Origin of the sequence: Aeromonas sp. FDAARGOS 1410, from assembly GCF_019048745.1 — a bacterium.
In the GTDB taxonomy this organism is placed as follows: Bacteria; Pseudomonadota; Gammaproteobacteria; order Enterobacterales; family Aeromonadaceae; genus Aeromonas; species Aeromonas jandaei.
Map to the genome: position 1 here is coordinate 430385 of NZ_CP077401.1, position 24904 is coordinate 455288.

Annotated in this window: 21 protein-coding genes; 12 read left to right on the forward strand and 9 right to left on the reverse strand. The window is 58.9% G+C overall.

Features of this window, described 5'->3' with window-relative positions; translation table 11 throughout:
- Nucleotides 1-417: 417 nt before the first annotated feature.
- Nucleotides 418-1182, forward strand: coding sequence for an EAL domain-containing protein (locus I6L40_RS02015; RefSeq protein ID WP_216994916.1), 765 nt, complete (start codon nt 418-420; stop codon nt 1180-1182).
- Nucleotides 1183-1271: 89 nt separating this feature from the next.
- Here I6L40_RS02015 and I6L40_RS02020 read toward each other — a convergent pair whose 3' ends face one another.
- Nucleotides 1272-3311, reverse strand: a complete 2040-nt coding sequence (locus I6L40_RS02020) for a bacteriohemerythrin (RefSeq protein ID WP_216994917.1) — start codon at nt 3309-3311, stop codon at nt 1272-1274.
- 321 nt (nt 3312-3632) lie between these two features.
- On the opposite strand from I6L40_RS02020, the gene I6L40_RS02025 reads away from it, so the two are divergent.
- Nucleotides 3633-4037: a g-type lysozyme inhibitor gene (locus I6L40_RS02025; protein ID WP_216994918.1), complete on the forward strand. Its 405-nt coding sequence runs from the start codon at nt 3633-3635 to the stop codon at nt 4035-4037.
- A 168-nt stretch (nt 4038-4205) separates the two neighbouring features.
- Here the strand turns inward: I6L40_RS02025 and I6L40_RS02030 are convergent, their stop codons facing one another.
- Entirely contained in the window at nt 4206-4910 is a 705-nt protein-coding gene (locus tag I6L40_RS02030) for a GntR family transcriptional regulator (RefSeq protein ID WP_005357335.1), read from the reverse strand.
- A 282-nt stretch (nt 4911-5192) separates the two neighbouring features.
- Here I6L40_RS02030 and I6L40_RS02035 point away from each other — a divergent pair, with 282 nt between their 5' ends.
- Entirely contained in the window at nt 5193-6782 is a 1590-nt protein-coding gene (locus tag I6L40_RS02035) for an alpha-glucoside-specific PTS transporter subunit IIBC (protein WP_071914725.1), read from the forward strand.
- Nucleotides 6779-8104: a 6-phospho-alpha-glucosidase gene (locus I6L40_RS02040; protein ID WP_216994919.1), complete on the forward strand. Its 1326-nt coding sequence runs from the start codon at nt 6779-6781 to the stop codon at nt 8102-8104. The genes I6L40_RS02035 and I6L40_RS02040 overlap by 4 nt, the downstream gene beginning before the upstream one ends.
- A gap of 62 nt (nt 8105-8166) precedes the next feature.
- On the opposite strand, the gene I6L40_RS02045 is transcribed toward I6L40_RS02040, so the two are convergent.
- On the reverse strand, nt 8167-9171 hold the full coding sequence (locus I6L40_RS02045) for a substrate-binding domain-containing protein (RefSeq protein ID WP_033112863.1): 1005 nt from the start codon (nt 9169-9171) through the stop codon (nt 8167-8169).
- Between the two features lie 434 nt (nt 9172-9605).
- On the opposite strand from I6L40_RS02045, the gene I6L40_RS02050 reads away from it, so the two are divergent.
- From I6L40_RS02050 to glpG, 7 genes are all read left to right on the forward strand, one after another.
- Complete coding sequence (locus I6L40_RS02050) at nt 9606-10727, forward strand: branched-chain amino acid ABC transporter substrate-binding protein (protein ID WP_071914729.1); 1122 nt, start codon at nt 9606-9608, stop codon at nt 10725-10727.
- 66 nt (nt 10728-10793) lie between these two features.
- Nucleotides 10794-11720, forward strand: a complete 927-nt coding sequence (gene livH, locus I6L40_RS02055) for a high-affinity branched-chain amino acid ABC transporter permease LivH (protein WP_033112865.1) — start codon at nt 10794-10796, stop codon at nt 11718-11720.
- A complete protein-coding gene (locus I6L40_RS02060) occupies nt 11720-12988 on the forward strand; it encodes a high-affinity branched-chain amino acid ABC transporter permease LivM (protein ID WP_033112866.1) in 1269 nt (422 codons plus the stop codon). Before livH ends, I6L40_RS02060 begins: the two co-directional genes overlap by 1 nt.
- The gene (gene livG, locus I6L40_RS02065; protein ID WP_041210591.1) at nt 12985-13758 is read left to right on the forward strand and encodes a high-affinity branched-chain amino acid ABC transporter ATP-binding protein LivG; all 774 of its coding nucleotides are present in this window, start codon (nt 12985-12987) and stop codon (nt 13756-13758) included. The genes I6L40_RS02060 and livG overlap by 4 nt, the downstream gene beginning before the upstream one ends.
- A 10-nt stretch (nt 13759-13768) precedes the next feature.
- Entirely contained in the window at nt 13769-14470 is a 702-nt protein-coding gene (locus I6L40_RS02070) for an ABC transporter ATP-binding protein (RefSeq protein ID WP_071914731.1), read from the forward strand.
- A gap of 122 nt (nt 14471-14592) precedes the next feature.
- Nucleotides 14593-14916 (forward strand): thiosulfate sulfurtransferase GlpE, encoded by a 324-nt coding sequence (gene glpE, locus I6L40_RS02075; protein ID WP_043850512.1) that lies wholly within the window; start codon nt 14593-14595, stop codon nt 14914-14916.
- Complete coding sequence (gene glpG / locus I6L40_RS02080; RefSeq protein ID WP_071914732.1) at nt 14913-15746, forward strand: rhomboid family intramembrane serine protease GlpG; 834 nt, start codon at nt 14913-14915, stop codon at nt 15744-15746. Before glpE ends, glpG begins: the two co-directional genes overlap by 4 nt.
- Before the next feature lie 65 nt (nt 15747-15811).
- Here glpG and I6L40_RS02085 read toward each other — a convergent pair whose 3' ends face one another.
- Nucleotides 15812-18250 (reverse strand): VolA/Pla-1 family phospholipase, encoded by a 2439-nt coding sequence (locus I6L40_RS02085; protein WP_216994920.1) that lies wholly within the window; start codon nt 18248-18250, stop codon nt 15812-15814.
- A gap of 297 nt (nt 18251-18547) precedes the next feature.
- Between I6L40_RS02085 and I6L40_RS02090 the strand changes: the two genes are divergently transcribed.
- Nucleotides 18548-18805, forward strand: a complete 258-nt coding sequence (locus tag I6L40_RS02090) for an accessory factor UbiK family protein (protein ID WP_033112871.1) — start codon at nt 18548-18550, stop codon at nt 18803-18805.
- A gap of 51 nt (nt 18806-18856) precedes the next feature.
- Here the strand turns inward: I6L40_RS02090 and I6L40_RS02095 are convergent, their stop codons facing one another.
- The 5 genes from I6L40_RS02095 to rho form a co-directional block, all read right to left on the reverse strand.
- Entirely contained in the window at nt 18857-19870 is a 1014-nt protein-coding gene (locus I6L40_RS02095) for a sensor domain-containing diguanylate cyclase (protein ID WP_216994921.1), read from the reverse strand.
- A 214-nt stretch (nt 19871-20084) separates the two neighbouring features.
- Entirely contained in the window at nt 20085-20783 is a 699-nt protein-coding gene (fre, locus tag I6L40_RS02100; RefSeq protein ID WP_041210586.1) for an NAD(P)H-flavin reductase, read from the reverse strand.
- Nucleotides 20784-20929: 146 nt separating this feature from the next.
- A complete protein-coding gene (ubiD, locus tag I6L40_RS02105) occupies nt 20930-22399 on the reverse strand; it encodes a 4-hydroxy-3-polyprenylbenzoate decarboxylase (protein ID WP_042032750.1) in 1470 nt (489 codons plus the stop codon).
- Nucleotides 22400-22432: 33 nt separating this feature from the next.
- On the reverse strand, nt 22433-23431 hold the full coding sequence (locus tag I6L40_RS02110) for a hypothetical protein (protein ID WP_216994922.1): 999 nt from the start codon (nt 23429-23431) through the stop codon (nt 22433-22435).
- A 108-nt stretch (nt 23432-23539) separates the two neighbouring features.
- Entirely contained in the window at nt 23540-24805 is a 1266-nt protein-coding gene (rho, locus tag I6L40_RS02115; RefSeq protein ID WP_005339417.1) for a transcription termination factor Rho, read from the reverse strand.
- Between the last annotated feature and the right edge of the window lie 99 nt (nt 24806-24904).

The following is a 24904-nucleotide window of genomic DNA, read 5'->3' on the forward strand; positions in this document are numbered from 1 at the left end:
CGCTAATCGAACCTACAGGGCATTGGCTGGCGCTCTATGCCGGTTGATCAAGATCGGCCATTGCCCTTTGCGGGCGGTGAACGGGCCAATCAGCGGCATCGGGACACACTGCAAACATGCATAAGTAAAAATTGGGTCATTATCCAAAAACCCATAAATTCTGTTTATACCGACTGCCTTGGCGGAGTTGGCGGCCACCAGCGGCGATAACGGGTGCCAACGGGGCATCGCCCGATCTCTGGCAAACAAGCGAGGCCATCCGCGCCCGCCCTTGCCGCATATCTTGCAGAAAACGGGGTAACGTTTGGTGCCTCAAGGGGAGTGGCTGCGTATTACCGGGAAATTACCCTGCTTACAGAGCCGAGCTGTTATCATTTGAGACAGTCCCCAGCGCCGCCACGCCCCGAGAGGAGAGTCATGGATATACCTGCCGCCCCGTCCCCCGCCATCTGCCAGCTGTGTCAGGAGAAAGCAGATCTCGACTTCGACTTCACCATGGCCTTTCAGCCCATCGTCGATTGCAGCAAGCGCACTATTTTCGGCTACGAGGCGCTGGTGCGGGGGCTCAACAACGAGCCGGCGCAGAGCGTGATTGCCCGGGTCAACGACGGCAATCGCTACCGCTTCGACCAGCTGTGCCGGATCAAGGCCATCGCGCTGGCCGCCCGCCTCGATATGCGGGGCATGCTGAGCATCAACTTTCTGCCCAATGCGGTCTACCGCCCGGAGCGCTGCATCCGCACCACCCTGCAGGCGGCTCGCGAGCATCTTTTTCCCATCGAGCAGATCATGTTCGAGTTCACCGAGGTGGAGCAGGTGCTGGATAACCGCCATATTCGCGGCATCGTCGATCACTATCAGGCGCTCGGCTTCAAGACGGCGATCGATGACTTTGGCGCCGGTTACTCGGGCCTCAGTCTGCTGGCCGATTTTCGCCCCGACATCGTCAAGCTCGACATGCACCTGCTGCGCGGCATCGACCATGACCCGACCCGGCAAGCCATAGTGCACCACAGTCTGGCCCTGCTTGCCGAGTTGCAGATCACCCCGCTGGCGGAGGGGGTCGAGACCCGCGAAGAGATGGCCTGCCTGCGGGAGATGGGCGTCAGCCTTATGCAGGGCTATCTGTTTGCCCGTCCCGGCTTCGAAACCCTGCCCAAAGTGGATTTCGCCAGCCTGTAAGCGGTTACCGCTATTCCTGCTTTGCTATCAACGAATCGAGGCGCCATGGGCGCCTCGATTCGTTTGGTTGCGTTGGGCAAGCGGCGAGATCAGTGGATCCCGGCAGCATTTAGCTCGGTGACGTACTGCTTGTCGACCCGGAAGATATGGTCGATCAGCCAGCTCTTGAGGAACATAACGATATTGAGGTCAGCATCAGGCTCGCCGCGGGCAAAGCTGCCGAGGTGGCGCTCCAGATCCTGCAACAACTTGACGTGCACCCCCTTGTGGGGAGTGAGCTGGCTGTAACCGGCCCGCTCCATCAGCTTCTCTTCGTCCAGCAGGTGCTGCTTGGCCAGCCCCACCAGCCGGTCGAGCCGCTGTTTCACCTGATCGCTGCCGCTGCCATCCTGAATGGCGCGGTAGAGCTGGTTCATGGCATCGAACAGGCCGATATGCTGGCGATCTATCTCGGCCACCTGCACGCTGAAGGCCTCGCTCCAGTGGACGATATCCTCGTTATTGGCGTGCTCGGTGCGGTGGCTGACCTGGAACTGGCTGCCGAGCAGACGGATCTCTTCGCTGCCAAAGCCCACCTCCTTGGTGCTGCGGGAACTTTGCAGGGTGAGCGCCAGCGTCTGGTGGGCGATGTCGGCCACCTGTACCACGCTGCGGTTGGTCTCTTCGGCCACCTGTGACTGCTGCTCGGCAGCGGTGGCAATCTGGGTGTTGAGCCCGGTGATGCGCTCGACCGCCGAGACGATGGCGTGCAGGGTCTGCCCTGCTTCGCCCGCCTGCACCACCGCCTGTTCGCTCTGACGGGTGGTCTCGTGCATGGTGCTGACCGCTTCGCTGGTGCGCCGCTGCAGCTGCTCAATCTTCTGCTGGATCTCGACGGTGGCGTTCTGGGTACGGCTCGCCAGGGTGCGCACCTCGTCGGCCACCACCGCAAAGCCGCGTCCCTGCTCGCCAGCGCGGGCCGCTTCGATGGCGGCGTTGAGGGCCAGCAGGTTGGTCTGCTCGGAGATGGCGCGGATGGCGTTGACGATCTCGCCGATCTGGTTGCTCTCCTGCTCCAGCCGGTTGATGGTGCCAGCCGCCTGCTCCATACCGCTGGCGACCTTGTGGATCATCTCCATCGCCTCTTCGACCCGACCCTGCCCGGTAAGCGCCTCGCGCTGGGTCTGCTCGGTCTCCAGCCGCGCCTCTTCGGTGTTGCGGGCGATCTCCTGCACCGTGCTGGCCATCTCGTTGATGGCGGTGGCCAGCATGTCGGTATTGGTCTGCACCTGAACCATCCCCTGTCGGGTGAGATCAGTCTGCTCTTTCAGGCCACCGATCCTGTGGTTGTTCTGCTCCGCCACACCCTGCACGGTGGCAATGATGTGGTCCACATCACCAATAAAGTGGTTGAACGTGAGCGCCAGCTTGGCAAATTCATCCCGCCCGATCACCGGCAGGCGAAAGGTGAGGTTCTTGCTGCCGTGAGCCAGGTTCTCGAGGTTGCGATCCAGCTGCTTGAGCGGCACCAGCACCTTGAGCAGCAGAACGCCCAGAATGGCGAGCACCAGCAGGCAGGTGAGCAGACGCAGTGCCACCATCTGGGTCTCGAAACTCTCTTGCAGCGCGAGGTTAGATTCGCGATTGTCGGCCAGCTCCTGCCCATGGCGCTGCAACGCCCCGCCGACCTGGTCGGCGATGGAGGCGGAAACAGCATCAAAACCACTACCATCGGCTTTCATCACCCGGTTGCCCGCCTCGGCCCCCTGCTGCTGATAGGCGGTGACCATCTGTTGGCCCACCGCCATCTGCTGTTGTAGCAGTTGCTGCAGATCAAGCTTGTCCTCCGCCAGTGAAGGCAACAGAGCCTGCGCTGCTTCAGAGTGGCTGCGTGCCTCGGACATTGAGCCGACATCGCCGGTCAGGGAGGCATCGGTCAGAAACTGCTGGATCTGGGTGGTGTGGTAGCGCAGCTCCTGCAACAGGTTCTGGGTGCTATTGAGGTGGGCGGTCTCTTCATCCATGGCGGCCATCTGTCGGCTCAAGCGCTGATCCAGCGCGCTGGTCGCAAACAGGGTGAACACTATCAGGGCAACGCACCACAGGGTGAAGGTTCGCAGGGAGTAGAGGGCAAGCCAGCGATACAGCATACAACGTCCTCGTCAGGTTGAGTCCATGTCCATATTCGGTGTCAGTATTGAGTTTAGAGGGTTAATTTCCCATTTTTCCTCTTCACCTCATCTTAGCGGCCAAATGCCCTCTTTGCGGATCGGCCTGTATCAGGAGCACGGCCCTGATCACATATCCGTTTGCCTCCATGGGATAACTGGCCGCATAAAGATCGCGACCCGTTGACCATAAACGACCACACTTGGTGATGTTACCGGGTCATGACGCAGCATCTGGTAAGCTACCGGCGTAAAACCGCAGGCTTTGTTGATTAAAAAGTTAATAAATAGGGAGGTTGAGAGATGAAGAGATCCATAATGGCCGTCTTGCTGACTCTGGCCATGGCAACCGGTGCTCAGGCGGCCGACAAGGTGACGACCGTGCCGGTGCAGTTCGCCAAGGGGGCCCACAGTGCCCAGATCAAGGGCACCTTCGCAGGCTATGACACCATCAACTACACGCTGGTCGCGAAAGCGGGCCAGACCATGACGGTCGGCATCTCCGGCAGCAGCAATGCCAACTTCAATGTCTTTGCCCCCAGCGCGGTGCCCGGTCAGGCCGAAGCGCTCAGCTCGGGCGCAGTCGGCGAGCAGTGGCAGGGCAAGCTGCCTGCCTCCGGCAAATATCTGATCCAGGTCTATCAGATGCGCGCCTCCGCCCGCCGTGGCGAGCAGGTGCCCCATACCCTGTCGGTCTCTATCCAGTAATTCTTTCCGGCTCAGCTATGACCGAGTAACCACGCAATGAAAAAGGGCTGACATCGCTGTCAGCCCTTTGATTATCAGCGCCATGACTAACGTTCTAGCCCGGTCATCTCCTGCTTCATAAGGTACCAGGCATCCCTGCAATACCCAGCCCGCAGGCTGGCGAGCAGATTAACGAAAACGATGCAGGTGGTAGTCGACATGGTAGTCGTTACCATTGCGGAACATGATGGAGTAGTTGAGGAACTCTCCGCTCTCGCTGTATGAGAGTGAGGTGAGCCGCAGGATAGGGGCTCCCTGCTCAATATGGAGCAGCTCGGCAGTCACCCGATCGGCCAGCACGGCACTGAAGCACTCATAGTTACCCGCAATCGCGATGCCGCACTCCCGTTCGATATAGTCGAATTTTGACCCTTCCAGATGGGCGACCGACAGATTGCGAAACAGCCTGACCGGCATGTAGCTCTCTTCCAGCAGCAGAGCCCGGCCATCCACCGAGCGGATCCGGCTGGAGTAATAGACGGGTTCATTCACCTTCACCCGCAGCTGACTGGCGATGGCTGGTGGCGCAGGCATGGTGCGAAATTCCAACACCTGGCTGGTCAAAGTGCGCCCCTGCTCGCGCATCAGTTCGGTAAATCCGCTCAGCCCTTTGGTCTCATGCTGGACATCCTTTTTCGTCACATAGGTGCCGCTGCCGTGGCGCCGCTCGACCAATCCCCACTCGATCAACATGTCTACCGCTTTGCGGATGGTCATGCGGGAGACTCCATACTGTTCTGCCAGCGCTTTTTCGCCTGGCAACACATCTCCCACCCGGCACTCGGCACCGTTTACCCTGATCCTGAGTCGATCAGCCACCGATTTATAGATCACTGCTAGACATCCCCTGTTGCACTGACACCCACCACCTTCCCTTTTATGAATTTATATAAGCAAGTTAAAACAACCACTTATCGTTCAAAAAAAGCTGTAAAAACACTACCAAATAAAGAGGTACAACAATATCTCAAAAGTTAGACATCTTTGTCTAAATAACTGCATGCGTCAGATCACATAATTCCAAGATATTTCATGAGGTATCTTTTTATCGTTGCTAATTTGCATCTGGCAACACCGGCAAGGATTCGATTAGCTATTTCAACCAAGGGATAATATATGCTCAGTCAAATTCAACGCTTTGGCGGAGCAATGTTCACTCCTGTACTGCTTTTTCCTTTTGCAGGTATGGTAGTAGGCATTGCAATTATGCTGAAAAACCCGATGTTTGTCGGTGAATCACTGGCAAATCCACAAGGACTGTTTTTCCAGATAATCCATATTATTGAAGAGGGTGGCTGGACAGTATTCAGAAATATGCCGCTAATATTTGCAATTGGCTTGCCAATCGGCCTGGCAAATAAGGCACAAGCCAGAGCCTGTCTGGCTGTATTGGTCAGTTTCATGACTTGGAACTATTTTATCAACGCCATGGGGATGACCTGGGGAAATTATTTTGGGGTCGACTTCAGTCAAGATGTAGGGGGCGAAAGTGGCCTCGCCATGGTCGCGGGAATCAAGACCCTGGATACCAGCATCATAGGGGCCATCGCCATCTCCGGCATCGTGACGGCACTGCACAACCGTCTGTTTGATCGCCAACTGCCGGTCTTTCTCGGCATCTTTCAGGGCAGCTCCTTTGTCACCATTGTCGCCTTCTTCGTGATGATCCCCTGTGCCTGGCTGACACTGCTCGGTTGGCCAAAAGTACAGATGGGCATCGCCTCCCTGCAGAACTTCATGCTGGTTTCGGGTCCGGTCGGGGTGTGGGTGTACACCTTCCTCGAGCGAATTTTGATCCCGACCGGCCTGCATCACTTTATCTACGGCCCCTTCATCTTCGGCCCTGCAGCAGTGGAGGGTGGCATTCAACTCTACTGGGCACAGCACATGCTGGAGTTCAGCCAGAGCACTCGCCCGTTGATTGAGCAGTTCCCTCAGGGTGGTTTTGCCCTGCATGGCAACTCGAAGATTTTCGGTGCCATGGGGATTGCTCTGGCCATCTACGCCACAGCAGCCAAAGAGAACAAGGCCAAGGTAGCAGGCCTGCTGATCCCGGCCACCCTGACCGCCATTCTGGTCGGTATCACCGAGCCGCTGGAGTTCACCTTCCTCTTCATCTCACCGCTGCTGTTTGCCATCCACGCCCTGCTGGCAGCAACCATGTCGACGGTAATGTATCTGTTTGGTGTGGTCGGCAACATGGGCGGGGGGCTGCTCGACCAGTTCCTGCCGCAGAACTGGATACCCATGTTCCACAACCATGCGGGAATGATGTTCACTCAGATCGCAATCGGGTTGGTCTTTACCGGAATCTGGTTCCTGGTATTTCGCGCACTGATTATCCGCCTCAATCTAAAAACACCGGGGCGGGAAGACAGTGAAATAAAGCTTTATTCAAAATCAGATTATCAGGCAGCCAAAAAACAGCGTGGTAGTGATAGCGCAGCGCAAATTATCGAAGCGCTTGGTGGAGTCAAAAATATACGCAGCCTGAATAATTGCGCTACCCGCTTAAGAATATCTTTGGCTAACAGCAAGCTGTCCGCAGCAGATGAGGAGTTTATTAAATTGGGTGCCCATGGGGTCGTCCGCCATGGCGATAGTATCCAGGTAATTATCGGTCTGCATGTACCTCAGGTACGTGAAAATATGGAATCGATTATGAACAACAGTCATCAACAATCGTCTTTAGTAATGGAGTCATGATCATGAAAAAATTCTCTGTAGTCATTGCCGGTGGTGGCAGCACTTTTACTCCTGGTATCGTTCTGATGTTGCTGGAAAATCAGCATCGCTTCCCACTCAAGGAGATCAAATTCTACGACAACGATGGTGCCCGCCAGGAGATCATCGCCGAAGCCTGCAAAATCCTGCTGAAAGAGAAGGCTCCCGAGATCGCCTTCAGCTATGGCACCGACCCCAAAGCAGCGTTTAGCGATGTAGATTTCGTCATGGCCCATATCCGGGTTGGCAAATATCCGATGCGCGAGCTGGACGAGAAGATCCCGCTGCGTCATGGCGTGGTCGGTCAGGAGACCTGCGGCCCGGGCGGTATCGCCTATGGCATGCGCTCCATCGGCGGGGTGCTGGAGCTGGTCGACTATATGGAGCAGTACTCACCCAATGCCTGGATGCTCAACTACTCCAACCCGGCCGCCATTGTGGCTGAAGCGACCCGTCGCCTGCGTCCCAACGCCAAAATCCTCAACATCTGCGACATGCCGATCGGGATCGAGGGGCGCATGGCCCAGATTGCCGGTCTCAAATCCCGCAAAGAGATGCGGGTACGCTACTACGGCCTCAACCACTTTGGCTGGTGGACCCGCATCGAGGATCTGGAAGGCAACGACCTGATGCCGAAGATCAAGGAGCACGTCGCCCGCCACGGCTATGTGCCCAATAGCGCCAGCCATGCCGAAGCAAGCTGGAACGATACCTTCGCCAAGGCCAGGGATGTATGGGCGCTCGACCCGGATACCCTGCCCAACACCTATCTGAAGTACTACCTCTACCCGGACTATGTGGTGGCACACTCCAACCCGGAACACACCCGTGCCAACGAGGTGATGGAGCACCGCGAGAAGCAGGTCTTCACCGCCTGTAGCGACATAGTCAAGGCAGGTAATTCAGCAGCGGGCGAGCTGGAGATAGATGAGCACGCCTCCTATATCGTTGACCTGGCAACCGCCATTGCCTTCAACACCCAGGAGCGGATGCTGCTGATCGTTCCGAATCGCGGCGCCATCCCCAACTTTGACCCGGAAGCCATGGTCGAGATCCCCTGCCTAGTCGGCAGCAGCGGGCCAGAGCCGTTGCAAGTGGGCAGCATCCCGCTGTTCCAGCAGGGCATGATGGGCCAGCAGGTCGCGGTCGAGAAACTGGTGGTCGAAGCCTGGGTCGAGCACTCTTACCAGAAGCTGTGGCAAGCGATCACCCTATCCAAGACAGTGCCCAGTGCATCGGTAGCCAAGTCCATTCTCGATGACTTGATAGAGGCCAACAAAGCCTACTGGCCGGAACTGAAGTAAACCGCCCATAAACAGAAACCCCCTCGCGATGGAGGGGGTTTCTCGTTGCAAACAGGGCAGGATCAGCGCAGCGGCTTGACCGAGCGACGGACGATCAGCTCTGGCTGTACCGTCATCGACTCCACTTCCAGCTCCTTGTTGCGGATCCGGCTGACCAGATGTTTCACCGCCAGCTGGCCCAGTTCGGCCTTCGGATGGCGGATGGTTGTCAGCGGCGGGCTGGAGAAGCGCGCCATCTCCACGTCGTCGTAGCCGATGATGGAGATATCGTCCGGCACCTTGATCCCGGCTTCCCAGGCAGCGCAGATGGCGCCGATCGCCATGGGATCGTCGAAGGCAAACACCGCAGTCGGGCGAGGCTGCAGGGTCAGGATGCGCTGCATGGCATCGAAACCGCTCTGGCTCTCGTAATCCCCTTCAAAGATCTGCTCCTCTTTCAGGGTCAGACCATGTTCGCCCAGCGCATCGCGCACCCCGTCCAGTCGCTGCTGGGTGGTCGGCTTGGAGAGCTGACCCGTGATGCAGACGATGTCGCGGTGGCCCTGCTCCATCAGATAGCGCATGGCCATGCGCGCACCGGTACGGGCGTTGTCATTGATAACGTTGGCGAAATCGCACTCGGTTCCCCAATCCAGCACCACCTGCGGCACGTTCTTGTGGATGCGCAGCATGTCGCGCAGCTGAGCGTCGATGTCGGTACCAAGCACCAGCAGGCCATCCACCCGCTTCTCCATCAGCATGCGCAGATAGTGCTGCTGACGGGGCGGCTGGTTTTCGGTGTTGCAGAGGATCAGGCTGTAGCCCTGCTCGAAGCAGTAGGCTTCCACCCCTTGCACCACTTCCGCAAAGAAGGGGTTCACGCTGGTGGTGACCAGCATGCCGATGGTTTTGGTCGAATTTATTTTAAGACTGCGCGCTACCGAGTTGGGCGCGTAGTTGAGTTCTGCCACCGCCTCAATCACTTTCTGGGTCGCGTCTTCGCTGACCCGGCGAGTGTGGTTGAGCACATGTGAGACGGTGGAGATGGATACGCCTGCACGGGAGGCGACATCCTTGATTGTTGCCATCTCTGTCTCCTGACTTTCAAAGGCGGAACATTAGCAGATTTCCCGAATAAAGGCTTGGTTTTAACGAGCTCTGCCACGGAATTGTCAATGCTGGCTAATTTAGGCGCTCATTTTTGTTTGCGCAAACGGATTGTGGTCAAAATGGGAGCAGCATCAGGGTAAAATATCGTCAGATTAATCCTCTGGCGTTTATCCACACCGCCTCTGGTTATCGAGATGTTAATATCAACTTTCAAAATTAAACTCTAAATGGTGTTTTAAAACAGGTCATTTCTTTCAAAATACCCGCTCACAACCCCCTCTGGTTAGTATCTTTAACATCTTGTTATTGCCCCGCGAGGAATGATAGAACCTTATCTACTGCCGGACATGCAGGACCTGGATCCGGAAAGGCACACGGGAATGAAACAATCCACTGATTAAAGGATGAATCAATGAATAATTTTGGAAGAATGGCAGTAAAGGCAGCGGTTTCTTTGGCTCTGTTTGGATCAGTTTCCATGGCCCATGCCGCCGATACCATCAAGATCGGCATCGCCGGTCCGGTCACCGGTCCGGTCGCCCAGTACGGTGACATGCAGTTCACCGGCGGCAAGATGGCGGTCGAGCAGATCAACAAGGCAGGCGGCATCAAGGGCAAGCAGATCGAAGCGATCGTCTATGACGATGCCTGCGATCCCAAACAAGCGGTGGCAGTAGCCAACAAGGTAGTGAACGACGGCGTCAAATTCGTGGTCGGCCACCTCTGCTCCGACAACACCCTGCCCGCCTCCGACATCTATGAAGACGAGGGGATCCTGATGATCACCCCCGCCTCCACCAACCCCAAGATCACCGAGCGTGGCTACCAGCTGACCCTGCGCACCATAGGTCTGGATAGCGATCAGGGCCCGACTGCCGCCAAATACATCATCGAGCAGGTCAAACCCAAGCGCGTCGCCGTTATCCACGACAAGAAGCAGTATGGCGAAGGCATCGCCTCCAGCGTGAAAGCGGCGCTGGACAAGGCTGGCGTGAAAGTAGTGGCCTTTGAAGGGATCACCGCCGGTGACAAGGACTTCTCCGCCCTGATCGCCAAGCTGCAGAAAGAGAACGTCGATTTCGTCTACTACGGCGGCTATCACCCGGAGCTGGGTCTGATCCTGCGTCAGGCTGGCGAGAAGGGTCTGAAGGCAAAATTCATGGGCCCGGAAGGGGTGGGCAACAAGGACATCTCCGCCATCGGTGGCCCGGCTTCCGAAGGTCTGCTGGTAACCCTGCCGAACAAGTATGATCTGGTGCCGGCCAACGCCCCGCTGGTTGCGGCGTTCAAGGCCAAGGGTCAGGACTCCTCCGGCCCGTTCGTCTGGACTACCTATGCCGCGGTGCAAACCCTGGCTGCCGGTATCGCCAAGGCGGGTGAAGATGATCCGGCTGCCGTTGCTGCCGCCATCAAGGCTGCGCCGGTCGATACCGTGATGGGCCAGCTCAACTGGGCACCGAACGGCGACCTGAAAGGCTTCGAATTCGGTGTGTTCCAGTGGCACGCTGACGGTACCTCTACCCAACTCAAATAATCTGCCGATCGGGGGCGAGCCGACTCGCCCCCTCCTCTCTTTGCGGGCAAGTACAGGGAACGCAGTATGTCCGAACACCTCCTTTATCTCGTTCAGCAGTTGCTGAACGGGTTAACCATAGGCAGCACCTATGCGTTGATCGCCATCGGCTACACCATGGTCTATGGCATCATCGGCATGATCAACTTCGCCCACGGCGAGGTTTACATGATCGGCTCCTATGTCGCTTTCATGGTGATGGCGGGGCTCATGATGATGGGCATCGACAGCACCGTTTTGCTGCTGGGCGGCGCCTTTCTGGTCAGCATCGTCATCACCGGCACCTATGGCTGGACCATAGAGCGGGTCGCCTACCGGCCGCTGCGCGGTGGCAACCGGCTGATCCCCCTCATCTCCGCCATCGGTATGTCGATCTTCCTGCAGAACATGATGCGAATGGCGCAGGGCTCGCGGGATATCGCCATGCCCAGCCTCATCTCCGGCGGCTGGACTCTGGGCGAGGCTGACGGCTTTCAGGCCAGCCTCTCCTATATGCAGCTCATCATCTTCGTCATCACTTTCGTCACCATGCTGGCGCTGACCCAGTTCATCGGCCGCTCCCGCATGGGGCGCGCCTGCCGCGCCTGTTCGGAAGATATCAAGATGGCCAACCTGTTAGGGATCGACACCCACGTGGTCATCTCCATCACCTTCGTGCTGGGGGCCGCGCTGGCCGCCGTCGCCGGAGTGCTGCTCGGCATGTACTACGGCGTCATCAACCCCTATCTCGGCTTTATGGCCGGGCTGAAAGCCTTCACCGCCGCGGTATTGGGCGGTATCGGCAGCATTCCCGGCGCTGTGCTGGGCGGTCTGCTGCTCGGCGTAGTGGAAGCGCTCACCGCCGGCTATCTCAGCACCGAATACAAGGATGTGATGGCGTTCGCCCTGCTCATCTTTGTGCTGCTCTTTATGCCTACTGGCATTCTGGGCCGCCCGGAAGTGGAGAAAGTATGATGAAACGCCAATTCATCCATGCCTGCATCGCCAGCCTGGTGCTGCTGGTGCTCTCCTTCTGGCTGCTCGGCTTCAAGCTGGAGACCGATGGCTCCCGTCTGCTGGTGGTTAGTCGCCTCGATGTGTCGCTGGCCTGGCTGCTGGGCGGCGCAACTCTGGTGTTCTGGTTCCAGCTGCTGCGCGGCCAGATTGCCAAGCTGTTCCAGGCATCCATCAGCGGCTTCTCGGTCGGCTTCGGCAAGCTGGTGCTGCCGAGTCAGGAAGAAGCTCCGCGCCTCTACAACACCACCGCCATTCTGGTACTGCTGTTTGCGGTGAGCTGGCCCTTTATGGCCTCTCGCGGTGCCATCGATCTGGCCACCCTCACCCTGATTTACATCATGCTGGGGCTGGGTCTGAACGTGGTAGTCGGCCTCGCCGGTCTGCTCGATCTCGGCTATGTCGGCTTCTATGCGGTCGGCGCCTACAGCTACGCCCTGCTCAACAACTACTTCGGACTGAGCTTCTGGGAGTGTCTGCCCATCGCCGGTGGGCTGGCGGCCCTGTTCGGCTTCCTGCTCGGCTTCCCGGTGCTGCGGCTGCGGGGGGACTATCTGGCCATCGTCACCCTCGGCTTTGGCGAGATCATCCGGATTCTGCTCAACAACATGACCAGCCTGACCGGCGGCCCCAACGGTATCTCCGGCATTCCCAAACCGACCCTGGGCGGTCTGGAATTCAACCGCACCGTCAAGGATGGCGGCTTCGAGACCTTCCACGAGTTCTTCGGCATCGCCTACAACGCCAACCACAAGGTGATCTTCCTCTACCTGATGGCGCTGGTGCTGGTGATCGCCACCCTGTTCGTCATCAACCGCCTGCTGCGCATGCCGCTGGGCCGCGCCTGGGAAGCGCTGCGGGAAGACGAGATCGCCTGCAAATCGCTGGGGCTCAACCCCACCATCATCAAGCTGACCGCCTTCACCATAGGTGCCACCTTTGCCGGTTTTGCGGGGAGTTTCTTTGCCTCCCGGCAGGGCTTTATCAGCCCGGAATCCTTCGTCTTTATCGAGTCGGCCATCGTGCTCGCCATCGTGGTGCTGGGCGGCATGGGCTCGCAAATCGGGGTGGTGCTGGCGGCCATCGTGATGACTGTGTTGCCCGAGCTGGCCCGCGAGTTCAACGAGTACCGCATGCTGATGTTCGGCCTCTTGATGGTGTTCATGATGATCTGGCGGCCACAGGGATTGCTGCCGATGACCCGTCCGCATCTGGAGTTGAAGAAATGAGTACTCATCAGAAGTTAATGGAAGTCTCTGATCTGTCGATGCGCTTCGGAGGGTTGCTGGCAGTCAACGGGGTCAAGCTGGATATCGACAAGGGCGAGGTGATCTCCATCATCGGCCCCAACGGCGCAGGCAAGACCACCATCTTCAACTGCCTGACCGGCTTCTACCGCCCGAGCGGCGGCACCATCCGCTACAAGGGTGAGGAGATCCAGGGGCTGCCCGGTCACCTCATCGCCCGCAAGGGGATAGTGCGTACCTTCCAGCACGTCCGGCTGTTCAAGGAGATGACGGCGGTGGAGAACCTGCTGGTGGCCCAGCACAGGCACCTCAACACCGGCTTTCTGGCCGGGCTGTTCAAGACCCCCTCGTTCCGCCGTGCTGAAGAGGAGGGGCTGGAGCAGGCCGCCTTCTGGCTGGATAAGGTGGGGCTCAAGGATCTCTCCAACCGCGCCGCCGGTAATCTGGCCTACGGTCAGCAGCGCCGGCTCGAGATCGCCCGCTGCATGGCGACCCGCCCCGAGCTGCTGATGCTGGATGAACCGGCTGCCGGCCTCAACCCGAAGGAGACCGACGAGCTGGATGAGCTCATCATGAGCCTGCGGGATGAATTCGGGGTCTCGGTGCTGCTGATCGAACACGATATGAAGCTGGTGATGGGTATTTCCAACCGCATCTTCGTGGTCAGTCAGGGCACCCCGCTGGCCCACGGCAAGCCGGACGAAATCCGCAACAATCCGGCAGTGATCAAGGCCTATCTGGGCGAGTCGTAAGGAACACAAGATGTTAGAACTTCGCAACGTATCGACCCACTACGGCAAAATTCAGGCACTGCACGACGTCAGCGTCGAGGTGAAAGAGGGGGAAATCGTCACCCTGATCGGTGCCAATGGCGCCGGCAAGACCACCCTGCTGATGACCCTCTGCGGCGAGCCCAAGCCCAGCAGCGGCTCCATCTGGTTCGAGGGGGAGCAGATCAGCGACCTCTCCACCGCCCGCATCATGCGCAAGGATATTGCCGTGGTGCCGGAGGGGCGCCGCATCTTTGCCCGCCTGACGGTGGAAGAGAACTTGCTGATGGGCGCCTTCTTCGTCGACAAGACCGAGCAGCATGGCCTGCTGGATCAGGTGTTTACCCTGTTCCCGCGCCTGCATGAGCGACTGGAGCAACGCGCCGGCACCATGTCCGGCGGCGAGCAGCAGATGCTGGCCATCGGCCGCGCCCTGATGAGCAAGCCGCGCCTGCTGCTGCTGGATGAGCCCTCGCTGGGGCTGGCCCCCATCGTCATCCAGCAGATCTTCGACACCATAGAGCAGCTGCGCCAGAAGGGAATGACCATCTTTCTGGTGGAACAGAACGCCAATCAGGCGCTCAAGCTGGCCGATCGCGGCTATGTGCTGGAGAACGGCCGTGTGGTGCTGCAGGACACGGGAGCAGCACTGCTGGCCAACCCGGCGGTGCGACAGGCTTATCTCGGCGGTTAACCCACTGACCCGCATGCCATATCGACAAGGGAGCCACAGGCTCCCTTATCTTTTGTGGGGTTAGTTTGCGCCCAAGCTTGCGGTACACTGACCGGCAATCAACCTATTCGCAGGACATCCAGATGGACCAGTTTGCCCATATCAATGCCCATGATGCCCACCAGAAACTGAGTGCAGGCGAAGCCCGCCTGGTGGACATTCGCGACCCGCAATCCTTCGCGGCAGCCCACGCGGTCGGCGCCTTCCACCTCACCAACGGCACTCTGGTGCGCTTCATGAACGAGGTGGAGTTCGACACCCCGGTCATCGTGATGTGCTACCACGGCAACAGCAGTCAGGGCGCCGCCCAGTACCTGCTGCAACAGGGGTACGACGAGGTCTACAGTCTGGATGGCGGCTTCGAGGCGTGGCGCCGCGAGTTTCCCATCGAGGCAGGCGAAGCATGATCCAGCTGCTGGTGCTCGACAACGCCCGCATGGCGCAGGCGCTGGTGGACTATCTGGCGACGCTGGGCATCTCCTGCGAGCTGACCCAGTCCGAGCTGGGGGTCACCATCTGGCTGGCTGACGAGCCGCGCCTTGCTCAGGCCCAGCTGGAGGTGAAACGCTTCCTCGCCGAGCCGAACCACCCTCGCTATATGGAGGCCTCCTGGCAATCCGGCCGGGCCGATGCCCGCATCGACTACAGCAAGGGGATGACGGATCCCGTCACTGATTTCCTCCATCAGGCGGGGCCACTGACGCTGGTGGTCATCATCGCCTGTCTCGCCGTCTACGGCATCGATGCCATCGGCCTGCCCATCTACGACGAACTGGCATTCCACCCGACCCTGGCACAGTTCACCGACTGGCAGGCATGGCGCTACTTTACCCCGGCCTTCATCCACTTTTCGGTGCTCCATCTGGTGTTCAACTTGCTGTGGTGGTGGTATCTCGGTGGTCAGATCGAGCAGCGTCTTGGCAGCGGCAAGCTGCTGATCCTGCTGCTGGTGGGCGCCGCCCTGCCCAATATCGCCGAGTTCTTCGCCAGCGGCCCGCTGTTTGGCGGCCTCTCCGGCGTGGTCTATGCCCTGCTCGGCTACTGCTGGCTGCGCAGCAAGCTGCAACCGGCCTGTGGCCTGACTCTGCCACCGGCGCTGATGGGCTTTATGTTGTTCTGGATGGTGCTCGGCTTCTTCGACATGCTCGGCACCAGCACCGCCAATATCGCCCACCTGACCGGTCTGCTGGTCGGCCTGCTGCAAGGCTGGCTGGATCGCAACCACCAGCCGGGTTGATTTTTCAGCTGCTGCAGAAACGAGAACGCCGCCCCGAAGGGCGGCGTTTTTTATGGTCTGCGCAGTTACTGCTTGAGCAGGGTATTGTCAGTCACCTGCACTGCCGCGCCACCGCTCATAAAGAAGCTGGCAAACTCGGTCTGCATCTCGCTGGTCACCAGCGCGTTGCTGTCATTGCCATCAGGCGCCAACAGCGAGCTGTGACCACCGGCCACAAAGCGGGCTGCATGGTGGCTGGCAGGGATCACACCCGGCCCGCCTTGCAACGCCTGCAAATCCAACACCTTGAACAGCGGCTCGGTGCCACCAAGCGGTGCAGAGGCAATGCGGTTCGGGATCACCTGATCCGGCAGATTGAGTGCACCATCGCCCACGATTTCGGTAGCAAACAGCGGGAAGTTGCTCTTGATGCCGCGACCGAGGTTGATCGGGTCGGCAGAGTCGAGCACTGTCTGGGCAGCAAAGCTGTAGCTCTGCAGCGTCGTGGCTGCGGCCGCCTGAGTGGTCGCATTCAGACTGGGCAGGAACTCGTTGACGAAGCAGGTTGCCTTGACTGTCTTGCAGTTGAGTTCATAGGCCGCAAAGCCCGCTTTCAACTCGGGGCTGCCTGCTGTCAGCACGCTCATCTTGATGGTCGGCCCGAAGCTGGGGGAGTCGAGCAGCAATGGAGCAATACCGCCACCCGGCATCGCCAGACCACCGGTATCGAACTTGAACAGGGCATCAGCCTGGGTATTTCCGGTTGTCTGGTTGGCGACCGCCAGCAGATTGGCACCGGTAATGGCACCGAGAGAGTGACCGAGGAAGTGCACCTTGATATTGCCAGCACTGCCGATCACGTTGCCGCTGTTGGCCAAACCCACCGCCAGACGCAGGCCCAGCAGGTCGGCCACGCTCTGTTTCAGGTTGTCCCGCGCTACCGTCAGATAACCCAGATTCAGGTAGGGAGTCGGGTTTGCCGAGGTGGTCACCGTCGCCATACTGCCGCTAAGAGCGAAGCCACGTTCACCATGCAGCGGATGATCGATCACCACCACCGCAACAACCTTGTTCACTGACGGGTTTAAGCCTGCACCAATCTGACTCAGCGCCAGCGCATAGGCATTCTCTTTGATGGAGGTAACCCCATGCTGATAGATGACCACATCGGTGACAGTGCTGAGGTTTGTCGTCGGGGCAAAAATTCGCATCGGCACGGATTGTACTTCGGTCAATGCCGGCAGGGGATTGAAGCGGCCGATATTGCGCTCGGCATCCAGCGGCTTGCCACCAGAGGTGAGAGTCACCCCAATCAGTTTGCTCGCCTCGGTCAGCAGCTCGCTCTGGCGGGTCGGGTCAGCGATCAGTGTTGCCAGCAGAGTCGGGTCAACACCGGCACCAACCAGTCCGCCGATTACTTCGCTATCACCGGCCTTCAGGGCGTTGGCTATGGCATAGAGGCTGGGGATGGCACCATGCCAGGACTGGGTCTTGGCCTTGTCCCATGACCCGGCTACTGACGGTGTAGAGAGGAAATAAGGGAGCTTGACGGTGCCGGTGTACACCTTGGTCAGCTGGGCAACCCCGTTAAGCGGCGTGCCAGAACCAAAGGCGGCAGTCAGTGCATCTTTCTGATCCTGCGGCAGGAACGGCTCACCGGCCAGCTGGGTCAGGAAGGGCACCCCACCATTGAGGCCATTAATTGTATAAGCGCCAGGCAGGCTGGTATTGCCCTTGGCATCCTGTTTCCATACCTTGGCGGCGTCCAGACCGTTCTGTGCCACCTTGGCTGCAGCCCCTTTCACCGCCAGCAGCACATCTGCGCCGGACTGGGTGGCAAACCAGTCGGAGAAGATCACCCGATCACTGGTAATGCCGGTGGCAGATTTGAACAGCCCCTCTTGCAGCGCAACCAGATTGCTGATGCTCTGCTCCTGAGTCGTGGTGCCACTGTTTGTCTTGTAGGTGCTGTAGTCACTGCCAGCCTTGAGCGGTGTTCCGCGACTGTCTTTGAGCGAATCGGTGGCGACAATCATGTAATAGGAGGAGGGATTCAGCGGCTTGAGCGGTACCAGATTCAGAGTACCACCGGCAGCACGAACAACAAAATCCGTACCATAGACCAGCGGCTGGTTATTCTTCACGCCATTTGGCTGCAGAGTCGTCGGATCCAGTGTCAGCTCCAGCAGATAGATGGGGGCGACAGAGGTGGCAAAGTCTGCGTCAGCAGGAGCAGGAACCGACACGCCACTCACAGTGGCCGGGTTCAGCTGAATGGGTTGGGTAGTAGACCAGCCATCCAGCGTGGAGAGAGCGGATACCGGGTTGGAGAGATCCTGAGTCTCGGTCGAAAACTTCAGGGTGCCATCGCTGGCACGGGGCGCCAGTACGCTGGGGCGCGCACCACTCATCCCACTCAGGGCGTAGTCGAGGGTACTGGTGGTATCCCCCATCTTGTCATTCTCACCACCACATCCGGCCAGCAAGGCACTGATGACGGCTGCATAAATTAGCTTCTTCTTCATTTTTTGTTCTCTTTATCAGGTTGTTATCCATCACAAACCAACGAAGCAATCATCACTTCGACCGCACAAAGTTAACATAATAACAACAACACACAGACTCACACCGGTCATATTCCAATCAGGTTTGTGCTCTGCATCATGGTTTCAGGTCAACAAGGGGGCGCAAGGGTAGCAGCAGTTGGCACATCACCAGACCCGACCAGCAATAGCGGGCAGCGCGATGTAAAAAGCTGCCGCGATCTCGGCAAAATGAGGGAATTGTCGGTAGAATGTCCACCAACGCTTAAGGAGGACATCATGATCGACCCGAAGAAACTGGAAGAGATCGCCAAACAGGTACACAACTCCCTGCCGCCCGGCATCCGCAGCATGGGCGAAGAGGCCGAGAAGAAGATCCGTCAGGTGTTGCAGGCACAGCTCAACAAGCTGGATCTGGTAAGCCGTGAAGAGTTCGACGTGCAGACCAAGGTTCTGCTGCGTACCCGGGAAAAACTGGCCGCCCTCGAAAGCAAGCTGGCTCAACTCGAAGAGCAGCTCGGCGCCAAAGGCGAATAACGGAAACCCCAGCATGGCTGGGGTTTCTGCTTTACGGGGTTCGGGTTGTCATCACACCCGCAGCAAGTGCCAGGCCCGTTTGCCACGCGCCTTCGCCTCGTACATGGCCTGATCGGCCACCTCCAGCGCCTGCCGAAACGACAGCGATGCCCCCTCCCACAAAGCGATGCCGATACTGAGCCCGACCCGTTGCGAACAACCGGGTCTGGGCACATAGCTTTGCATCCGGCCAATCAGGGCATCGGCCAGCTCGGCCAGGGTATGGCTCGAAACCCCCCGGCTGAGGTGCACCACAAATTCGTCGCCACCGTAGCGACCACACAGGGCCGAGCCCGGCATGATAAGACGCAGCCACTCCGCCATCTGCTGCAAAACCTGATCGCCACAGGCATGACCTAGCTGGTCATTGATCCCCTTGAAATCGTCCAGATCGATAAAGAGCAGCGCTCCTGCTCCGTCATGTTGCTGCTGAGCAAAGGCCTTGCCAAACCCCTGCCGGTTGAGCAGACCGGTCAGGGCATCGCTGTTGGCACGCTCGGCCAGCCTCTGCTCATAAGCTTTGCGCTGGGTGATATCGATATGGGAACCCATGATCCGCAGCGGCTTGCCATCGGCGTCCCGATCGACCACCCGCCCCCGATCCCAGAGCCAGGTGACCTCCCCTTGCAGGTTGATGGTGCGGTATTCGACTTCGTAGAAGGGGGTTTTCCCCTCGAGATGATCGAAATAGCTGCCCATGGCGTGGGCGCGATCGTCGGGGTGGAGCTTGGCGCTCCATTGGTCGAAACAGGGGGCCATGTCACCGGCCTGAAAGTTCTGCAGGTTGAACACCCGCAGTTCGCCGGTCGGAATAATCCCCTGCCAGAGGCAGATGCCGGTACCATCGAGAGCGGCATTGAGCTTCTCCTGCAGCAGGCTATTTTCATGCTTCAGGGCGGCAATTTCTGCCTGCAGCCGGGTCAGTTCACCAATACGGGAGGAGGAGATCAGGGTCGCCGCCGGCTCCGCAGAACCCAGCTCTCCCCTTGCATCTTCTGTCGATGATCTTCCCTCTTCGCTCAACACAGCGCCTCCTCGCCCCATCCCGGGATATCCTTATCCTGCCGCCGACAATCACGCACAAAGATGCCACCAGCTGCAGGGAATTAGTAGCCATTCATACCTGAAATTGCGAAAAAAACTGGACTTGAATGACGAACTCCACAATATCCCGATCTGGTCGCGCCACCATAGCAAAACCCCCGGCTTGACCGGGGGTTTTGGCAGCACAAACGGCTTGTCAGATGAACTCGTAGGCATCGCCGAAGATGCGTTCCGGCTCGGCACCGAGGATCTTGAACTCCTCACGGGCCGCCCCCGCCATCTCGAAGCGACCGGCGACATAAATGTCGTACTCATGGAGGCTGACGAAGTCATCCATGATCGCCTTGTGCACCAGACCGGTACGGCCACTCCAGTCGCTCTCCGGCTCCTGCACCACCGGGATGAAGGTGAGCGGCGCGTAGTCGCGCTCCCACTGCTGCATCTGCTCCAGCTCGTAGAGCCAGTGCGCCTGACGCACCCCCCAGTAGAAGAAGACCGGACGCTTGCTGCCGCTGTCGATCAGGTACTCCAGAATCGATTTGGCATAGGAGAAACCGGTGCCGCCGGCCATAAGGATCAGCGGGCGGGGGGATTCGTTGCGCAGGAACGCCTTGCCGGCGGGCAGCTCGACCTCGATCTCCCCCTGTTCGCGCATGCGGGCCAGCACCTGACCGGCATAGGCGTTTTCGGGAGTCGCGCCGATTTGCAGCTCCAGCACGCCCGGGCGGGTCGGCGAGTTGGCGATGGAGAAGGGACGCTTGTCCGAATCGCTCATCACCACCAGCAGATACTGGCCCGGCTTGAAGCTGACCTCTTGCTGCGGCGTCAGGGCCACATGCCAGATGGTGTCGACATATTCGCGCAGTTCCTCTACGCGGCATTTGATACGTTGCATTCTTGTCCTTGTGGCGGGTTCGCTCGACCCGCTTCGCTCATTGTTTCACTGTCAGGTGATGACCAGCACTGCTGGCCCCATTCGTCGAGGATACCCAAATCGCTGCGGATCTCATCCATTTTTGCAGCAAACGGGCCATTTTCGCCTCAACCGAGGATATTCAACTCATCCCAGATGGCATCGATCTTCTGCTTCACCGTCTCATCCTGCACGATGGGCTGACCCCACTCGCGGTTGGTCTCCCCCGGCCACTTGTTGGTGGCATCCAGCCCCATCTTGGAGCCAAGGCCCGAGATGGGCGAGGCGAAGTCCAGATAGTCGATCGGGGTGTGTTCGATCAGGGTGGTATCACGGGCCGGGTCCATCCGGGTGGTAATGGCCCAGATCACATCCTTCCAGTCGCGGGCGTTGACGTCGTCATCACACACCACCACGAACTTGGTATACATGAACTGGCGCAGGAAAGACCAGACCCCCAGCATCACCCGCTTGGCGTGGCCCGGGTAACGCTTCTTGATGGTAACCACCGCCATCCGGTAGGAGCACCCCTCCGGCGGCAGATAGAAGTCGACGATCTCGGGGAACTGCTTCTGCAGCAGCGGCACGAACACCTCGTTCAGCGCCAGACCCAGCACCGCTGGCTCATCGGGCGGACGGCCGGTGTAAGTGCTGTGATAGATGGCATCCTTGCGCATCGTCATGTGGGTGATGGTAAAGACCGGGAATTCGTCCACCTCGTTGTAGTAGCCGGTGTGGTCGCCATAAGGGCCTTCCGGCGCCATCTCGCCCGGCTCCAGATAGCCTTCCAGCACGATCTCGGCGCTGGCGGGCACCTCCAGATCGCAGCTGATGGCTTTTACTACCTCGGTACGGCTGCCGCGCAGCAGACCGGCAAAGGCGTATTCGGAGAGGGTATCCGGCACCGGCGTCACGGCACCGAGAATGGTCGCGGGATCGGCACCAAGCGCCACAACCACCGGGAAGCGTTCGCCCGGATGGGCCTCCTGCCACTCGCGAAAATCGATGGCTCCGCCGCGATGATCCAGCCAGCGCATGATCAGCTTGTTCTTGGCGATCTTCTGCTGGCGGTAGATGCCGAGGTTCTGCCGCTTCTTGTAGGGGCCGCGGGTGATGGTGAGACCCCAGGTGACCAGCGGCGCCACATCGCCCGGCCAACAGTGCTGGATCGGGATCTGGTCGAGATCGACCGCATCCCCCTCCTGCACCACCTGCTGGCAGGGGGCGGAAGAGAGCCGCTTGGTCGGCATGTTGAGCACCTGCTTGAAGATCGGCAGCTTCTCCATCAACTCCTTGAAGCCACGGGGCGGTTCCGGCTCCTTCAGATAGGAGAGCCATACCCCGACCTGACGCAGGGCGCTCACATCGGGCTGGCCCATCCCCATGGCGACCCGATCCGGGGTACCAAACAGGTTGGTCAACACCGGCATGGTGTAGCCTTTGGGATTTTCAAACAGCAGAGCCGGGCCGCCCGCACGCAGGGTGCGATCGCTGATTTCGGTCATCTCCAGATAGGGGTCTATCTCGCGGGTAATCCGCTTGAGTTGTCCGTTCTGTTCCAGCTGCGCGACGAAATCACGCAAGTCCTTGTATTTCATGCAGGTTCCCAACCAGATTCAGGAGGTGAGGCATTATAACCCTGGCCGCCTCTCCGGTGTACCCGAATCGGGGAAGAGAGTCGGAGTCATGGGATTCTGATCATGCTGACCAAGGCGTTTGGCCAGCGCCGACAGCAGCAATGGCTCATCCACCTCCATCAACAAATCGGCTACCAGAGATCCATACTGCCGGTTGGCCAGCTCACCAAGCAGGTAGCTTCTTGCCTGTTGCGGCAGGGGGGAAAGCGCGCTCAGCTGGCGCAGGGCCGGCTCTTTCAGATGGGGATTGGTGCTCGCGGCAATCAGCAACTCGCTGGCCTCATTACCCTGATGAAAGCGGTTGATGGTGGCCAGCGCAGCCAGAGCATCCTGATCCACCGGTTGGCGCCAGAGGCGGCTGTAGAGTGCCGGCTCGCCGGTACGCTGCAACAGGTAGCTCAGTAGACGGTTGTCAGGCAGATAGATGTTCTGGGCAGCCAGCGTCCGGCTCTCGCGCTGCAACAGGGAAACCGGCAGCTGCTCGAGGGCCTGCAGCAGCGCTTGTTGCTGACGAGCCAGCTCGGGGTTGCTGCGGTAGTAGATCGACTTGAAACCGAAGGTGCCCTGCTCCAGTTGCTGGCGATAATCAGCCTGCCACGCCAGTTGCTGCCACTGACCCAGCAGCAGCCGGGCCTGAGCGGCAAAATCGTAGGCGGGTTGCTGTACCAGAAAGCCGTCCACCCGCTGCTCGACCAGCCACCGGGGGGCCTTGTCTGCCTGGGCTGCCACCCAAGCGTGCAGTTCGGGTGATGCCGGCCGGGTCACGTTGATATTGCGCAACAGTTGCAGCAGCAGATACTCGCGCTGCTCGCGGCTCTGGGTCGCCAGCAGGGAATCGACAGCGGCAAACTGCCCCTGTTGCAGGCAATTCGACAGATAGCGCAAATCGGTGCCCAGCTCGGCAGCCGCCACCGAAGGAGGCTCTGGCACGCTCTGCGCAAAGGCCGGGATACCGAACAGCAATCCCGGCAGTAACCAGTAAACGGGTTTCATGACGTCTCTATCCTTGTGACATCGAAGCTTCATAGTACCCAGTCGGCCGAAATTTAGATAAACAAAAACCGCGACCCTGGCCGCGGTTTTGTCATTTTCTGACCTGACTTACTTCTGCTGGCGCCGCATGGCGTCGAAGAACTCGTCGTTGGTCTTGGTCATCGCCAGTTTGTCGATGAGGAATTCGATACCGTCAATCTCGCCCATCGGGTGGACAATCTTGCGCAGGATCCACATCTTCTGCAGCTCGTCACCTGAGGTGAGCAGCTCTTCTTTACGAGTACCAGAACGGGTGATGTCGATAGCCGGGTAGACGCGCTTCTCGGCAATCTTGCGCGAGAGGTGCAGTTCCATGTTGCCGGTACCCTTGAACTCTTCGTAGATAACCTCATCCATCTTGGAGCCGGTATCGATCAGCGCGGTGGCGATGATGGTCAGGCTGCCGCCCTCTTCAACATTACGCGCGGCGCCGAAGAAACGCTTGGGACGGTGCAGGGCGTTGGCGTCCACACCACCGGTCAGTACCTTGCCGGATGACGGGATAACGGTGTTGTAGGCGCGAGCCAGACGGGTGATGGAGTCCAGCAGGATCACTACGTCTTTCTTGTGCTCAACCAGACGCTTGGCCTTCTCGATTACCATTTCGGCAACCTGAACGTGACGGGAAGCCGGCTCGTCGAAGGTGGAAGCGATCACTTCACCTTTAACCATGCGCTGCATCTCGGTCACTTCTTCCGGACGCTCGTCGATCAGCAGAACGATCAGTTCACAGTCGGGATGGTTGTAGGCGATGCTCTGGGCGATATTCTGCAGCAGCATGGTCTTACCGGCCTTGGGCGGTGCGACGATGAGGCCACGCTGACCTTTACCGATCGGGGAGGCCAGATCCAGTACGCGAGCAGTGATGTCTTCGGTAGAACCGTTGCCACGCTCCATGCGCAGACGCTCGTTGGCGTGCAGCGGAGTGAGGTTTTCAAACAGGATCTTGTTGCGGGAGTTTTCCGGACGGTCGTAGTTGACCTCGTTGACCTTGAGCAGCGCGAAGTAGCGTTCGCCCTCTTTCGGCGGCCGGATCTTGCCGGAGATGGTATCGCCGGTACGCAGGTTGAAGCGGCGGATCTGGCTCGGGGAGACGTAGATATCGTCCGGGCCCGCCAGGTAAGAACCGTCAGCACTGCGCAGGAACCCGAAACCGTCGGTCAGGATTTCCAGCACACCGTCGCCAAAGATATCCTCGCCACCCTTGGCGTGCGCCTTGAGGATCGCGAAAATAATGTCTTTCTTGTGCGCCCGAGCCAGATTTTCCAACCCCATGGATTCGCCGAGCTTGACCAGCTCAGACACAGGAGTGTTCTTTAATTCAGTCAGATTCATAGTGGTGAAAGTCTGTAAGCAAGGATTGAAATGAGGAGACAGTCTGCTGGATTGATGCTGATCGGATTTGACTTGCCAGGCTAGCAATGGAGTCAGGCA

Coding starts and splice junctions, on each gene's coding strand:
- I6L40_RS02015 (WP_216994916.1), top strand. CDS start 418: ATGGATATACCTGCCGCCCCGTCCCCCGCCATCTGCCAGCTGTGTCAG.
- I6L40_RS02020 (WP_216994917.1), bottom strand. CDS start 3,311: ATGCTGTATCGCTGGCTTGCCCTCTACTCCCTGCGAACCTTCACCCTG.
- I6L40_RS02025 (WP_216994918.1), top strand. CDS start 3,633: ATGAAGAGATCCATAATGGCCGTCTTGCTGACTCTGGCCATGGCAACC.
- I6L40_RS02035 (WP_071914725.1), top strand. CDS start 5,193: ATGCTCAGTCAAATTCAACGCTTTGGCGGAGCAATGTTCACTCCTGTA.
- I6L40_RS02040 (WP_216994919.1), top strand. CDS start 6,779: ATGATCATGAAAAAATTCTCTGTAGTCATTGCCGGTGGTGGCAGCACT.
- I6L40_RS02045 (WP_033112863.1), bottom strand. CDS start 9,171: ATGGCAACAATCAAGGATGTCGCCTCCCGTGCAGGCGTATCCATCTCC.
- I6L40_RS02050 (WP_071914729.1), top strand. CDS start 9,606: ATGAATAATTTTGGAAGAATGGCAGTAAAGGCAGCGGTTTCTTTGGCT.
- livH (WP_033112865.1), top strand. CDS start 10,794: ATGTCCGAACACCTCCTTTATCTCGTTCAGCAGTTGCTGAACGGGTTA.
- I6L40_RS02060 (WP_033112866.1), top strand. CDS start 11,720: ATGAAACGCCAATTCATCCATGCCTGCATCGCCAGCCTGGTGCTGCTG.
- livG (WP_041210591.1), top strand. CDS start 12,985: ATGAGTACTCATCAGAAGTTAATGGAAGTCTCTGATCTGTCGATGCGC.
- I6L40_RS02070 (WP_071914731.1), top strand. CDS start 13,769: ATGTTAGAACTTCGCAACGTATCGACCCACTACGGCAAAATTCAGGCA.
- glpE (WP_043850512.1), top strand. CDS start 14,593: ATGGACCAGTTTGCCCATATCAATGCCCATGATGCCCACCAGAAACTG.
- glpG (WP_071914732.1), top strand. CDS start 14,913: ATGATCCAGCTGCTGGTGCTCGACAACGCCCGCATGGCGCAGGCGCTG.
- I6L40_RS02085 (WP_216994920.1), bottom strand. CDS start 18,250: ATGAAGAAGAAGCTAATTTATGCAGCCGTCATCAGTGCCTTGCTGGCC.
- I6L40_RS02090 (WP_033112871.1), top strand. CDS start 18,548: ATGATCGACCCGAAGAAACTGGAAGAGATCGCCAAACAGGTACACAAC.
- fre (WP_041210586.1), bottom strand. CDS start 20,783: ATGCAACGTATCAAATGCCGCGTAGAGGAACTGCGCGAATATGTCGAC.
- ubiD (WP_042032750.1), bottom strand. CDS start 22,399: ATGAAATACAAGGACTTGCGTGATTTCGTCGCGCAGCTGGAACAGAAC.
- I6L40_RS02110 (WP_216994922.1), bottom strand. CDS start 23,431: ATGAAACCCGTTTACTGGTTACTGCCGGGATTGCTGTTCGGTATCCCG.
- rho (WP_005339417.1), bottom strand. CDS start 24,805: ATGAATCTGACTGAATTAAAGAACACTCCTGTGTCTGAGCTGGTCAAG.